12 protein-coding genes are annotated in these 12,654 nt (G+C 66.1%); 6 read left to right on the top strand and 6 right to left on the bottom strand.

All coding sequences use genetic code 11. The features are described 5' to 3' along the window. Positions 1-102: 102 nt before the first annotated feature. The 3 genes from AX725_RS06085 to sseA all read right to left on the bottom strand — a co-directional run bounded on the left by AX725_RS06085 (position 103) and on the right by sseA (position 3,683). Complete coding sequence (locus AX725_RS06085) at positions 103-1,431, bottom strand: mechanosensitive ion channel family protein (protein ID WP_066114410.1); 1,329 nt, start codon at positions 1,429-1,431, stop codon at positions 103-105. Continuing rightward, positions 1,428-2,660, bottom strand: coding sequence for a cystathionine beta-lyase (metC, locus tag AX725_RS06080; RefSeq protein ID WP_066112683.1), 1,233 nt, complete (start codon positions 2,658-2,660; stop codon positions 1,428-1,430). The genes AX725_RS06085 and metC overlap by 4 nt, the downstream gene beginning before the upstream one ends. Positions 2,661-2,846: 186 nt before the next feature. Next, positions 2,847-3,683, bottom strand: coding sequence for a 3-mercaptopyruvate sulfurtransferase (gene sseA, locus AX725_RS06075; protein WP_060976903.1), 837 nt, complete (start codon positions 3,681-3,683; stop codon positions 2,847-2,849). Positions 3,684-3,949: 266 nt separating this feature from the next. Between sseA and surE the strand changes: the two genes are divergently transcribed. The 3 genes from surE (at position 3,950) to AX725_RS06060 (ending at position 6,950) form a co-directional block, all read left to right on the top strand. Further along, positions 3,950-4,720, top strand: coding sequence for a 5'/3'-nucleotidase SurE (surE, locus tag AX725_RS06070; RefSeq protein WP_060976902.1), 771 nt, complete (start codon positions 3,950-3,952; stop codon positions 4,718-4,720). 73 nt (positions 4,721-4,793) lie between these two features. Then, a complete protein-coding gene (locus tag AX725_RS06065; protein ID WP_208597774.1) occupies positions 4,794-5,891 on the top strand; it encodes a M23 family metallopeptidase in 1,098 nt (365 codons plus the stop codon). Positions 5,892-5,900: 9 nt separating this feature from the next. Next, positions 5,901-6,950, top strand: a complete 1,050-nt coding sequence (locus AX725_RS06060) for a potassium channel family protein (protein WP_060976900.1) — start codon at positions 5,901-5,903, stop codon at positions 6,948-6,950. A gap of 48 nt (positions 6,951-6,998) precedes the next feature. On the opposite strand, the gene AX725_RS06055 is transcribed toward AX725_RS06060, so the two are convergent. Further along, positions 6,999-8,249, bottom strand: coding sequence for an SPOR domain-containing protein (locus AX725_RS06055; protein ID WP_067512780.1), 1,251 nt, complete (start codon positions 8,247-8,249; stop codon positions 6,999-7,001). 277 nt (positions 8,250-8,526) lie between these two features. On the opposite strand from AX725_RS06055, the gene AX725_RS06050 reads away from it, so the two are divergent. Genes AX725_RS06050 through AX725_RS06040 form a run of 3 tightly spaced genes read left to right on the top strand, consistent with a single transcriptional unit; the run spans position 8,527 to position 11,485 of the window. Further along, entirely contained in the window at positions 8,527-9,243 is a 717-nt protein-coding gene (locus AX725_RS06050; RefSeq protein WP_023839567.1) for an AAA family ATPase, read from the top strand. A gap of 28 nt (positions 9,244-9,271) precedes the next feature. Continuing rightward, positions 9,272-9,991 (top strand): hypothetical protein, encoded by a 720-nt coding sequence (locus AX725_RS06045; RefSeq protein WP_067512777.1) that lies wholly within the window; start codon positions 9,272-9,274, stop codon positions 9,989-9,991. A 45-nt stretch (positions 9,992-10,036) separates the two neighbouring features. Then, positions 10,037-11,485 (top strand): tetratricopeptide repeat protein, encoded by a 1,449-nt coding sequence (locus AX725_RS06040; protein WP_060976898.1) that lies wholly within the window; start codon positions 10,037-10,039, stop codon positions 11,483-11,485. A 178-nt stretch (positions 11,486-11,663) separates the two neighbouring features. Here AX725_RS06040 and AX725_RS21700 read toward each other — a convergent pair whose 3' ends face one another. Both AX725_RS21700 and AX725_RS06035 read right to left on the bottom strand, forming a co-directional pair. Then, positions 11,664-12,077: an energy transducer TonB family protein gene (locus tag AX725_RS21700; RefSeq protein WP_157759152.1), complete on the bottom strand. Its 414-nt coding sequence runs from the start codon at positions 12,075-12,077 to the stop codon at positions 11,664-11,666. 97 nt (positions 12,078-12,174) lie between these two features. Continuing rightward, positions 12,175-12,498, bottom strand: a complete 324-nt coding sequence (locus tag AX725_RS06035) for a GIY-YIG nuclease family protein (protein WP_066043982.1) — start codon at positions 12,496-12,498, stop codon at positions 12,175-12,177. Between the last annotated feature and the right edge of the window lie 156 nt (positions 12,499-12,654).

Below are 12,654 nucleotides of genomic sequence, written 5' to 3'. Positions count from 1 at the left end.
CCACCACCGACCTGCGGTCGGCGGTCCCCCTCCCCGAGACAAGCTCGGGGAGGATGTGATAGTGCCGCCCTTCCTTTCCCTCGCGCGCAGCCTTCGACAGGCTCAGGCTGAGCGGGGGGTGTGTGGCGCCGCTGTGTCTTCTGGCGCTTCCTTCCCCATCCCCGGCATCTCCTTGATGTACAAGTCCCGCTGCGGGAACGGGATTTCGATGCCGTGTTCCTTGAACAGGTTCCACACGCGCATCAGCACGTCGCCGCGGATATTGCCCATGCCGCCTTCGGGATCGGCGATCCACGCGCGGATTTCCCAGTTGACGCTGTTGTCGGCAAATTCCGTCATCCAGATGCGCGGGGCAGGGTCCTTGAGCACGCGCGGGGCTTCGTCCACCGCGCGGTAGAGCAGTTCCTGCACCAGCTGCATGTCGCTGTTATAGCTCACCCCGATCGGGATCCGCATGCGCACGTTGCGGTCCGAATAGGACCAGTTTTCGACCGGCGTGGTCATCAGGTCCTCGTTGGGGATCAGATGCTCCTTGCCGTCGCGGGTGATGACCGAGACCGCGCGCACGCCGATCTTGTTCACCCAGCCGAAGCTGTCGCCCACCGCGATGACATCGCCCGGCTTGATCGAGCGGTCGAGCAGCAGGATGATGCCTGCAAACAGGTTGCCGATCGTCTTCTGCAGCCCGAAGCCGATCGCGAGCCCGAATGCGCCCGAGAAGAAACTGAGCGCAGTGAGATCGATGCCCAGCGTGTCGATGCCGATGAAGAAGGCGAGCACGATGACGACGACGCCCGCGATCTTCTGGCCGAGCAGCTTCTGCGTCGGGTCGAGGCTGTCGCTGCTGCCGATGATATGCCCGGCGATGCGGTTGACCACGCGCGCGGCGGTATAGAGCACCAGCACCGTGATTGCGATCGTCACCACCCAGAGCAGCGAGAAACGCTTCTGGCCGAGATCGAAGCCGACCCGGTCCATCGCGGTGGTGATCGGGTCGAGCCCGCCGAACATGCTCGCGAGGATCGAGATCAGCGTCGCGAGGCCGAGGAACGTGCCGAGCCAGTCGGGCATGCGCACGCCGCGCACCATATCGTTGACGAACAAGGCGAGCGAAATAGCAAGCGTCAGGCCGAACACGACCGAGGCGATCAGGCTCCAGTCATAGAGGTTGAGCGCCATGCCGATCAGCATCGCCGTGGTGAAGCGGCGCACCATGTCGCGGATGCGGCGGCGCGCAAGCTGGCTCTCATAGCCGGCGCGTCGCTCCCAGATGGCGGCAAGGCGCAGATAGATCAGGCGGCTGAGCGCCCAACCGATGACCAGCGCGGCGGTCGCCACCATCGCGGCGAGAATGCCCTCGATATATTGCAGGTCGTCGGGGCGCTCGATCCAGCCCCAGCGCATGAACAGTGCGTTGATCCCTGCAGTCATGCCGCCATGGTAAAGGCCTGCAATCCCTTGGCAAGGTCGGCGATCAGATCATCCGGGTCTTCCAGCCCGATATGCAGCCGCACGGCATAGCGATTGGCGTCGCCCATGGGCGGCCAGGGCGTGGCGCTGCGGCAGCGCGCGGGGTCGACCGGGATCGCCAGGCTCTCGAACCCGCCCCAGCTGTAACCGATGCCGAACAGCTCGAGTGTATCGATCAGCGCCGCGCGCGCCTTGTCCGTCCCGCCGTCGAGCACGAACGAGAACAGCCCGCTCGATCCCTTGAAGTCGCGCTGCCAAAGCGCGTGGCCCGGGCAGGAAGGAAGCGCGGGGTGCAGCACGCGCGCGACCTGGGGTTGCTCGGCCAACCAGTGCGCGATGCGCAGCGCCGAGGCCTGGTGCTGGCGCAGCCGCACGTCGAGCGTCCGCAAGCCGCGCAGCGCGAGCCAGGCATCGTCGGGCGAAACGACATGGCCCAGGCCTTGTGCGGTCTGGCGGAGGCGCGGATAAAACGCTTCCGTCGCGGTGACCGAGCCCAGCATCACGTCCGAATGGCCGACGATATATTTGGTGCAGGCCATGATGCTCATGTCCGCGCCGAGCTCCAGCGCGGGGAGGAACAGGCCCGTCGCCCAGGTATTGTCGATCAGCAGTGCGATGTCGGGGCTCGCGGCGCGTGCGGCGGCGCAGATCGCGGGCACGTCCTGCACCTCGAACGTCAGGCTGCCGGGGCTTTCCATCAGGATGGCGCGGGTGCGTTCGCAGATAAGGCTGGAAATTCCGGAGCCTATGAGTGGATCGTAATAGCGTGTCTCGATGCCGAAGCGCTTGAGCAACCCGTCGGCAAAGCTGCGCGAGGGGTCATAGGCGCTGTCGGTCATCAGCAGCACGTCGCCCGGCGACAGCACGCTGAGCAACGCACCGGTGATCGCGGCGACGCCCGAGGGGTAGAGCATCGTGCCGTGCGCGCCCGGCTCGAGCGCCGTCAGTGCCTCGGCCAGCGCCCATTGCGTCGGCGCGCCGCGGCGGCCGTAGAAAAACCGTCCGTCCTCATTGGTTTGCGGGCCGGACTTGAGAGCGGCTGTATCGGGATAGAGATGCGTGCTCGCGCGCCAGACCGGCGGATTGACCACCGCGCCCGGCTGCTCCGCCGTTCCGGTCCACTCTGCGCGACGGCCACCGGTAACGAGGCGGGTGGCGGGCGATTGCGGGGAGGAGGGGGGCTTGGGCATATTGTTGTCCTGTCCTCTCCCCTTCAGGGGAGAGGATACGCAGCCTTGCATGCGCAGCATGCTAGGCGGAGTTGGAGAGGGGCGGCGGCTGGATGCCGACGCTGGCCCCTCTCCCACTGCCACTAGGTTCGCGTGCCGCTCACCAAGTCTCGTTGCCCTCTCCCCTGAAGGGGAGAGGCGGAAAAATTACCCCGTCACCTTGGGCGCGTCGGCATCGGCGCCCCATTCGGCCCAGCTGCCGTCATAGAGCGACACGTCGGTCTTGCCGAGCAGATGCGCCCCGAAGGCGACGACGCTGGCGGTCATGCCCGATCCGCAGGTGGTGACCATCGGCTTGGCAATATCGATGCCCGCGCCCTCGAACGCGGCCTTGAGATCGTCGCCGGTCTTCCAGGTGCCATCGGCATTGAACAGCGCGCTGTGTGGCAGGTTGACCGATCCGGGGATATGGCCCGAGGCGATGCCGGGGCGCGGATCGGCTTCTGCGCCGGTGAAGCGCGCGGTCGGGCGCGCGTCGACGACCTGTTCGGCCTTGCTGTGCAGGTTGGCGAGCATGTCCGCCTTGGTGCGGACGTTCTTGCGGTCTTCCCACACGGTGAAATGGCGGTGGCGCAGCGTTTCCTTGCCGGTCTTGAGCGGACGGCCTTCCGCCTTCCACTTGGCGATGCCGCCGTCGAGGATGGCGACGGCATGCGCACCGAACATGGTCAGCATGAACCAGGCGCGTGCGGAGGATTTCAGCGGGCTGTCGTCGTAGAGCACGATGCGGCTGCCATCGCCGAGGCCCAGCGACTGCATGCGGCTGGCGAACTTTTCGGCCGGGGGAAGGGTGTTCTCGACCGCGGCGTTGCTGTCGACGAGCTCTTCCAGGTCCATGAACACCGCGCCGGGAATGTGGCCGGCTTCATATTCGGCAAGCGCGTTGCGGCCGTGATCGGGCAGGAACTTGGTCGCATCGACGATGCGGAGATCCGAAGCGCCCATTTCATTGGCGAGCCATTCGGTTGAAACCAGCGAATCCATCTTGGATATTCTCCCTCTGCGAATGCGCGCCCGATTATCGGCTTTTCCCGGCTTTTTAGACGTGAAACCCGGCTGGTTGCCCGGCCGGGATTGCCTGTTTTTTGCGCTGCACCATCGACATTATCGCGTTGCTGCGAACACGTCGAGTCGCAACGGAAAGCGTATGTGCGATTTTTCGCATATGTTGCATCGGCGTGAATCGGGCAGTGGTGCAGCGGATTGCTTCGGGCTAGGGGGGAGGCCCTGCAATCCGGAGACCTCCCCTCATGCGCATCCTGCTGACCAATGACGATGGCGTCCACGCGCCGGGCCTTGCCGTGCTGGCCGGGATCGCGCGGGCTATCTCGGACGATGTGTGGATCGTCGCGCCTTCAGAAGAGCAGTCGGGCGCGGGCCATTCGCTGACGATCACCCGTCCCTTGCGCGTCCACCAGCATGGCGAGAAGCATTTTGCGGTCACCGGCACGCCCACCGACGCGGTGATGATGGCGGTGGCGCGGCTGATGCAGGACTCGCCGCCCGACCTGATCCTGTCGGGAGTCAATCGCGGTGCGAATCTGGGCGAGGACGTCACCTATTCGGGCACCGTCTCCGCCGCGATGGAAGGCGCGCTCGCGGGCATACCCTCTATCGCATTGAGCCAGGTCTATGCAAGAGAGGGCGCGGGGCTCGACGTGTCGTTCGACGCGGCGACCCGCTGGGGCGAGCAGGTGGTGCGCAAGCTGATCGGTCAGCCGATGCCGCCGCGCACGCTGATCAATGTCAATTTCCCCGCCCTGCCTGCCGATCGGGTGCGCGGTGTCAAGGTCGTGAACCAGGGGTTCCGTGATTACGGGCGGCTGAAGATCGTCACCAACACCGATCCGCGCGGATTCGAATATCACTGGTTCGGCCTGGGCGCAGCCGAGCAGAGCCCGGCGCACAGCACCGATCTGGAAGCCGTGGCCGACGGCTATATCGCGGTGACGCCGCTGCATCTCGATCTCACGCATCATCAGTCGATCGCGGCGCTGACCCAGACCTTCGCGGCGGAGTGAGCCGGACCGAACGCTGTCAAATCCTGCACCGCGCCACTGGCAATGGCGGCAATCCGTGCTAGACATGGTTTCTATGCTGAGGGGTAGGAAACGGATCGACGGGCGGCTGGCCCTGCTGGCGACCTTGGGGGCTGCGGGTTGCATTCCCGGCGGTATGACGCCGGCAGCGATCGAGCCCGAGATTACCGAGGCCGGCCAGCCGGCTGCGCCGCCGCTGGCCCAGCCGGTTGCGGGCAGCGATGCACCGGTCTGGGAAAGCCGCAGCGTTGCGCCCAATGCGGCAGACGTGATCGGCACGACCTATACCGTCCAGGCGGGCGATACGCTGCGCGGCATCGGCAACCGCACCGGGGCAGGATCAGAAGCGATCGCCGCGGCCAATGGCCTTGCTGCGCCCTATATCCTGCGGCCCGGCCAGCAGCTCACCATTCCCGGCGGGCGCTATCACATGGTGGCGAGCGGCGAGACGGGCATCGCCATCGCCCAGGCGTACAAGGTCGCCTGGAGCGACATCGTCGCGCTGAACGGGCTTGAAGAACCCTATATCCTGCGCGTTGGCCAGCGGCTGAAACTGCCTGCAGGCGCGCAGCTTGCCGCTGCCGCACCCGCCGGCACGGCCCCGGCCAGACCCGGCAAGCCGCCCAGCCGCATCGGTGCTTTGGTGGTCAATATCGACGATGTCGTCACCGGCAGCCAGCCCGCTATCGCCGAAGGAACGCCCGTGCCTGCCGCCAAGCCCGCGCGCGCGCCGGTGGCGGCGAGCGTGCCCGTCGATGTGCCCAAGGGCTTTTCTGGCAAGTTCGTCTGGCCGCTCAGCGGCTCGCTGCTCACCCGTTACGGGCCCGTCGGCAAGGGGCAGATCAGCAACGGCATCGATATCAGCGCGACGCGCGGTCAGCCGTTCCGCGCGGCGGCCGACGGGGTGGTCAGCTATGCCGGCAGCGAGGTCGCGATCTATGGCGGGCTGATCCTGATCAGCCATGGCGGCGGCTGGGTCAGCGCCTATGGCCATGCCGAGCGGATCGACGTGACGCGGGGCCAGGCGGTCAAGGCGGGGCAGGTGCTGGGCGCGGCGGGCCAGAGCGGTTTTGCCGAGACGCCCAAGCTGCATTTCGAGCTGCGCAAGGACCGCAAGCCGGTCGACCCGCTGCAATATTTGCCGCGCGGCTGAGCCTCAGGCATGGGCGATTCAGAGATCAAGCCGCGCGCCTTGCTGAAACGCGCGGCGCGCCTGCCGGTCTGGGCGGACGTCACCCTGAGGCTGAGCGTCGCCTTCTTCCTCATCGCGTTCGTGATCCTGATCCACTGGCTCGATCGCGCCGGGCTCAAGGACAATTATGACGATCATGTCAGCTTTCTGGATGTCGTCTATTTCACGATGATCTCGGTTACCACCACCGGCTTCGGCGATATCGCCCCGGTGTCCGACCGTTCGCGGCTGATCGAATCGGTGCTGGTGACGCCGGTGCGCGTCGCGGTGATCTTCATCTTCGTCGGCACCGCCTATAGTTTCGTCATCAAGCGCACATGGGAAAAATGGCAGATGAGCAGGATCCAGCAGCGCCTGAAGGGGCATATCGTGGTGCTGGGCTTCGGCACCAGCGGGTCGGAAGCGGTGCGCGAACTGATCGCGCGCGGCACCGATCCGTCGTGCATCGTCGTGGTCGACCAGTCGGAGGAATCGCTCGCCAAGGCCGAAGCGATGGGGTGCAACGTGCTGAACGCCGATGCGACGCGCGACGAGACGTTGAAGGACGTGCATATCGACCGCTGCTGCTCGGCGATCGTCTCGGCAGGCCGCGATGACACCTCGATCCTGATCGTGCTGACGATCCGGCACCTGGCGCCCGACGTGCCGATCAGCGTTGTGATCCGCGCTGGCGACAACGAACTGCTCGCCCGTCAGGCGGGGGCGAACACGGTGATCAATCCCGTGAGCTTTGCCGGGCTGCTGCTCGCCGGATCGTGCAGCGGGCCGCATATCAGCAGCTATCTCGCCGACCTTGCCTCGTCGAGCGGTCGGGTGGTGCTGATCGAGCGCGCGGTGCGCACCGAGGAAATCGGCATACCGCTGAAGGAGATCAAGGACGGTATCGGCGTGCGCATCTATCGCGACGGCAAGCCTTATGGCTTTTTCGACGACGAGAGCGCCAGCCTGCGCGCAGGCGACCTGATCGTCGTCATCACCCAGGGTGACGGGCGCCCACCGGTGACGATGCAGGCGGATTGAGCACTGGCAAGCTGGACGGGGCGAGCCCGACGGCCCGCCCGTTCCTGCCTATTTCTTGATCGCGAAACAGGCCTGGCCGCTGCGCGCGACGCTGTCGCATGCCTGTTTGGCGGCGGCTTGGCTGGCGAAAGGGCCTGCCTGAAGCTTGGTGATCGCACCGGCCTTGACCAGATAGGGCTGCAGCCCCGCAAGCGCCTGGTTCTGGCGTTCGAGTCCGCTCCACAGGGTGCGCGCGCGGCTCTCTTCGCTGAACGCACCCAACTGGATGCGCCAGTCGCCCGACGCGGCCACGGCAGGCGCGGTGGTTGCGGCCGCGATAGCCGGGGCTGTAACGACCGGTGCAGCGGACTTGGGGGCCGGGGCGACGGGAGCAGGCGCAGGCTTTGGCGCCGCAGCGACGGTTGCAGGAGCAGGCTTGGGTGCAGGGGCCGGGGTTGACGCCGAGGGCGTGCCCATCGCCGCGAAATCGACGCCCGCGCTCGCTGCCGCGCTGTTGGGGCTGGAGGGCAGGGTGGGGATCACCGGGCCCGTGGCGCGCGAAGGCGGAAGGTCGGTGGTCTGGATCGCCGATCCGGTCGCGGGGCGGGCGATCGCCGGTGCCGGCTTGGCGGCGGCGGCGGTGACGACCGGCTTGGCAGGCGCGGTGGCGCCGGTCGCGGTATCGGCGACCTTCAGGCCCGCAGCGGCGCCCGCGAGCTTCTGGCGTTCGGACACGGCATCGCGCTCGAGCTGCGCGGCAAGCTGCGTGCCCTTGGTCCGCTCGGCGAGCGGGATGTACTTGTCCATCGTCGCCAGACTGCGCGAGGCTTGGGGAAGGCCCTGGGCCGAGGCGCGGGTCATCAGCGCATAGGCGCGCACCCAGTCCTTCTCGGCAATGTCGCCGTTGAACATCGCGGTGCCCAGCACATATTGCGCGCGCGGCTCGCCCCGGTCGGCCGAAGCGCGGATATAGGGCATCGCCTCTTCGCGGCGGTTGTCCTGGAACAGCACCAGACCGTAATTGTCCGCCGCCTGGACATGACCGCGATCGGCGGCCTTCTTGTACCAGGCTTCGGCCTGCTTGAGGTCCATCGGCACGCCGCGGCCCAGCTTGTAGGCCTGGCCCAGGTTGAACTGCGCATCGGCATCGCCCTTGGCCGCAGGGTCACGCCATTGCTCGACGGCCTTGGCGAATTCGCCGCGTTCCCAGGCATCGACCCCGGCCTTGACATCGGCCAGTGCCGGGCTGGACAGCGCCAGCGCTGCCACCGCAGCACCCAAGACAGCGAAATTGCGGGAAAATTTTGTCGAACGTGCCATGCGGGTCTTGCTCCATCGCATATGGTAAAACCGTGTGCCGACCTTATCAGGCGGAAATGCCGCTGCAAACCGGGCGCACCGGGCCTTGCTGGCGTAAACCGCTATAGTTACCGACACGTTAGCAAAGCGTTTACGCCCGCATCAAGACGGGTTGAAGACCGTTCCAAAGTCCCGAAATCCGGGCCTGCGAGCGCCATGGCAAGGCCGGTGTTAACTCAAAATTAGCTGCCTCCGCGCATCTTCCCCTTAACCGAATGGACCGGACAGGGGGTTTGGAGTGCGCGTACTCGCTTTGGCATCTCAAAAAGGAGGATCGGGCAAGACGACCCTTTCGGGTCATCTGGCCGTGCAGGCGCAGCTGGCTGGCGATGGCCCGGTGGTGCTGATCGACATCGATCCGCAAGGCTCGCTCGCCGACTGGTGGAACGAGCGCGAGCCCGAATATCCCGCTTTTGCGCAGACCACCGTCGCCCGGCTGCCCGCCGATCTCGCGATCCTGCGCCAGCAGGGCTTCAAGCTCGCCGTCATCGATACGCCGCCCGCGATCACCATGGCGATCCAGTCGGTGATCTCGGTCGCCGAGCTGATCGTGGTGCCGACCCGTCCCAGTCCGCACGATCTGCGCGCGGTCGGCGCGACGGTCGACCTGTGCGAGCGCGCGGGCAAGCCGCTGATCTTCGTCGTCAATGCCGCAACGCCCAAGGCGCGGATCACCTCTGAAGCCGCGGTCGCCTTGTCCCAGCATGGGACGGTCGCGCCGACGACTTTGCACCACCGCACCGACTTTGCCGCCTCGATGATCGATGGCCGCACGGTCATGGAGGTCGACCCCAATGGCAAGTCGGCCGGAGAGGTGCGCGCGCTTTGGACCTATATCTCGGACCGGCTGGAAAAGAATTTCCGCCGCACCGTCTTTGCCGTGCCCAATGCGCCCGTCGCGCCTGGCGCCATCCGCCCGATGGGCGGCTTCGGCCGCCGCGTGGCCGGATCGTGATGCAGTTACGGGGGCAAGGATGAGCTTTATGGCCGAACCCAAACCAATGGCATCGCTCTCGTCCGGCCTGCTCGCGCGCAAGGGGGCCGCACGCCCCGCGATGCGCCGCCAGGGCATGGACGGTCTCGGCACGCTCGGCACCGCAGGGCTGACGCCCGGCGTGCACGGCCTGCAGGACGATCTGGGCTGGAACGACATGGGCTATGATGTCGATCCCGCGCACGAGGAGCGCGCGCCGCATTACGGCAATCTGCTGGCAGGCGCGATCCCCGATACGGTGCCGGGCGAAACGGCGTCCGCGCGCGCGCCCGAACCCATCGTGCCCGATGTGGTGCGCCAGCAGGCCGAGATTGCCGAGCGCCTGGCCGAGCCTGTTGCGGCTCCCGAACCGGTCGTCGCACCCGAGCTGGACCTCCAGCCCGAGATCGTGCCGGCGGCGGTGCCCGAGCCCGTGGCCGCGATCGCGGTGCCCGAACCGGTCACAAACCCGGTTCCGGCGGTCCGCCAGCGCAAGCGTAAGCAGGCGGTGATGCAGGAAGTCGTGGCCGCCGCGGTCCAGTCCTCGGCCCGCCGCGCGGCCTTCACGCTGCGGCTCGATGCCGACCGTCATCTCAAGCTCAGGCTGGCCAGCGCGGTCAGCGGACAATCCGCGCAGCAGCTGGTTACGGCGGCGCTTGACGAATTGTTAACCAAAATGACCGAAATAGAGGACCTGGCGGGTCGCGTGACGCGATCGGCGACGCTTTGAGGCGAACGCAGGCAGGTCGGGGCCGACGAAGAGGGAACTTAGGCTATGGCAAGCGGATCCAAGATCAACCGGGCGCTGGCGCTCAAGCTGGCGGCATCGACCATCCTGGTCGGCAGCGTGCTGGTGAGCTGTTCGGCGCATGGCGGTGGTGGCCGTCCGCAAAGCCTTTCGTCCGCGTCGCAAAAGGCGCTTGCCTCGGGCAAGACTGACAAGGCGCTGGAAAAGGCCGAAGCCGCGGTCGCGCTTGATCCGCGCAATGCTGAACTGCGCAAGACGCTGGCCCAGGCCTATCTCGCCAATGGCCGCTTCGCCTCCGCGCGCCAGTCGCTCGACGATGCGCTGGCACTGGGTGATGCGAGCGCGCGCACGGTGATCAGCCTGGCGCTGATGCATGTCGCCGAGGGCCGCACCAACGCCGCGCAGGCGCTGCTGGAGCAGCATCGCGACACCATTCCTGCGAGCGATTACGGTCTGGCGCTGGCGCTGGCCGGTGACACCAGGACCGGCGTGGAGGTGCTCGGACAGCTCATCCGCTCTGGAGATAACGCCCCCAAGGTACGGCAGAACCTCGCTTTTGCCTATGCGCTCGACGGGCGCTGGCGCGAGGCACAGATCATGGCCGGGCAGGATCTCGATCCGCAGGTCGCGCAGCAGCGCATCGCCGAATGGGCGCGCATCGCGCACCCCGATGCCCATGCCCAGCGCGTCGCATCGGTGCTTGGCGTCACGCCGGCCGCGATGGATCCGGGCCAGCCGGTGATGCTGGCGCTGTCGGCGACCCCTTCGATGGCTGAGGTCGCGACGCAGATCGGCCAGCAGGCGATGGCGCCCGCAGCCGGTCCGATCGAACTGCCGCCGGTTGAAGATAGGCCGATGGAACTCGCCGGGGTCGAATCGGTGCCGGTTCCGGCCTCCGAACTTGAGGCTGCACCCGCGCCGGTCATGGCCGAAGCCGCACCTTCGGGCGCGATCGTCGCGCCGCTGCTCACCGCGCGCGAGATCGTCCAGCCGCTGCCCGCCGGCTATCGCCGCAAGGCGGTGCGCAAGCTGCGCCCCGAAATGGCCGCAAAGCGCCAGATGATCGTCGAGCAGGAAAAGGTTCGGGTCGCCGCCGCGCCTGCGCCGAAACCTGCTCCCGAGGCGGCTCCGGCCAAGGCCGCGCCTGCGCCCGCCGTCTTCCAGAAGGCCAGCTTCTCGCCGGTCAGCGGCGGCGCGTTCGCCGTGCAACTCGGCATGTTCTCGAGCGCGGCCAATGCCAACCGCGCCTGGGCCGGCTATAGCGCCAAGCACAAGGACCTCGCGGCCTTCTCCAAGGTCGCTGTGCCGACCACCGTGGGCGCGCGCACGCTGCATCGTCTGACCGCGAACGGCTTCGCCGACGAAAAGAGCGCCCGCGCGATGTGCGCCCAGGTCCGCGCAGGCGGCGGCGAATGCATCATCGCCCGCGCGACACCCACCAAGCCCGCCGGCACCCAGATCGCCGCCCGGCGCTGAGGCTGGTCAGCCCACCGCCACGCCACTCATCGTCATTCCCGCGAAAGCGGGAATCCTGCTTGTGTAGCGTTTGGGGGCTCAGGCCGCGTTGACGGGTTCAGGGGGCTGCTTGTGTCTGCTTTCGGCGCGGAATTTGGCCGTTAGGTACGACCGGTGATGGGTGAGAAGCTGTCATCCGCTAATTGACTTCATCAAAACGAAATCGCATTTGGCCACGTGCGCCAGGTTGGATTGCCTGCGCATCCTGTTGGGGCTTAAATCTAGCACGTCGCATCAGCAATTTACATGGCACATTATCGAAGCGCGAAATGGCGCTCGACTTTGTGACGCGGCAATTCACAACGTGCCCGTTCGTGGTGATATCAAATGCTATGGTAACTTCGCCAGCTTCGAAACGCCCATAGGTACTTTCTGGATGGTCAGCAGAGGTAACCCATTTCTCAGTGTCAACTGGCGCCGCTCCAACAAAATAGTCACTTCCAATTCTCAGGTCGTAGGGCGCGAATGCCTTACCTTCTGACTGTGGGGCACCTGTGGACAAACATACCGGGAGGCACACCAAAAGAGTCAAACCTGTCGATAGTCCACCCATCCGCATAGTATGCAAATCAAGGCCAATGTCCGCAATGGGGTTATTTGCCGAACAGCAAGTTCTGTCTTCCGCAGTCCCAAAGCCACCCCATCTCCGCTCAGCCTGAGCTTGTCGAAGGCCCCGCGCCATCATCAGCAGAATTGCGCAACCCCCTCGAAAGCCGCGAGATCAATTCCCAATCTCCAGCAATCAGCGCCTCTTTCTTCGCTCGCGACCAGCCCTTGATCTGCCGCTCCACCCCGAACGCATCCTCGCGCGAGGGAAAGTTCTCCGACCAGACCAGTTCAACAGGCCGTCTTTTCGCGGTATAGCCCCCGCAGGAACCGCTGGTGTGCTGGGACATCCGGTATTCGAGGTCGTCAGTATGCCCGGCATAATAGCTGCCGTCGCTGCATCGCAAAAGATACGCGTAAAAGGCCATAGCCCAGAATAGCGGTTTCGCGGGGCCTTCGACAAGCTCAGGCTGAGCGGGGGTGGTGCGGATAGCGCGGGGCCTTCGACAGGGTCAGACTGAACGGTGGTGGGGTGGGCGGCGCGGGCCTTCGACAAGCTCAGGCTGAGCGGGCGTGGTGCGGAT

It is taken from the genome of Blastomonas sp. CCH9-A1 (assembly GCF_001557175.1).
GTDB classification, from domain to species: Bacteria; Pseudomonadota; Alphaproteobacteria; order Sphingomonadales; family Sphingomonadaceae; genus Blastomonas; species Blastomonas delafieldii_A.
Note: the sequence above shows the minus strand (reverse complement) of the source record. Positions and strands in the feature narration are given on the sequence as shown.

Coding starts and splice junctions, on each gene's coding strand:
- AX725_RS06085 (WP_066114410.1), bottom strand. CDS start 1,431: ATGACTGCAGGGATCAACGCACTGTTCATGCGCTGGGGCTGGATCGAG.
- metC (WP_066112683.1), bottom strand. CDS start 2,660: ATGCCCAAGCCCCCCTCCTCCCCGCAATCGCCCGCCACCCGCCTCGTT.
- sseA (WP_060976903.1), bottom strand. CDS start 3,683: ATGGATTCGCTGGTTTCAACCGAATGGCTCGCCAATGAAATGGGCGCT.
- surE (WP_060976902.1), top strand. CDS start 3,950: ATGCGCATCCTGCTGACCAATGACGATGGCGTCCACGCGCCGGGCCTT.
- AX725_RS06065 (WP_208597774.1), top strand. CDS start 4,794: ATGCTGAGGGGTAGGAAACGGATCGACGGGCGGCTGGCCCTGCTGGCG.
- AX725_RS06060 (WP_060976900.1), top strand. CDS start 5,901: ATGGGCGATTCAGAGATCAAGCCGCGCGCCTTGCTGAAACGCGCGGCG.
- AX725_RS06055 (WP_067512780.1), bottom strand. CDS start 8,249: ATGGCACGTTCGACAAAATTTTCCCGCAATTTCGCTGTCTTGGGTGCT.
- AX725_RS06045 (WP_067512777.1), top strand. CDS start 9,272: ATGGCCGAACCCAAACCAATGGCATCGCTCTCGTCCGGCCTGCTCGCG.
- AX725_RS06040 (WP_060976898.1), top strand. CDS start 10,037: ATGGCAAGCGGATCCAAGATCAACCGGGCGCTGGCGCTCAAGCTGGCG.
- AX725_RS21700 (WP_157759152.1), bottom strand. CDS start 12,077: ATGGGTGGACTATCGACAGGTTTGACTCTTTTGGTGTGCCTCCCGGTA.
- AX725_RS06035 (WP_066043982.1), bottom strand. CDS start 12,498: ATGGCCTTTTACGCGTATCTTTTGCGATGCAGCGACGGCAGCTATTAT.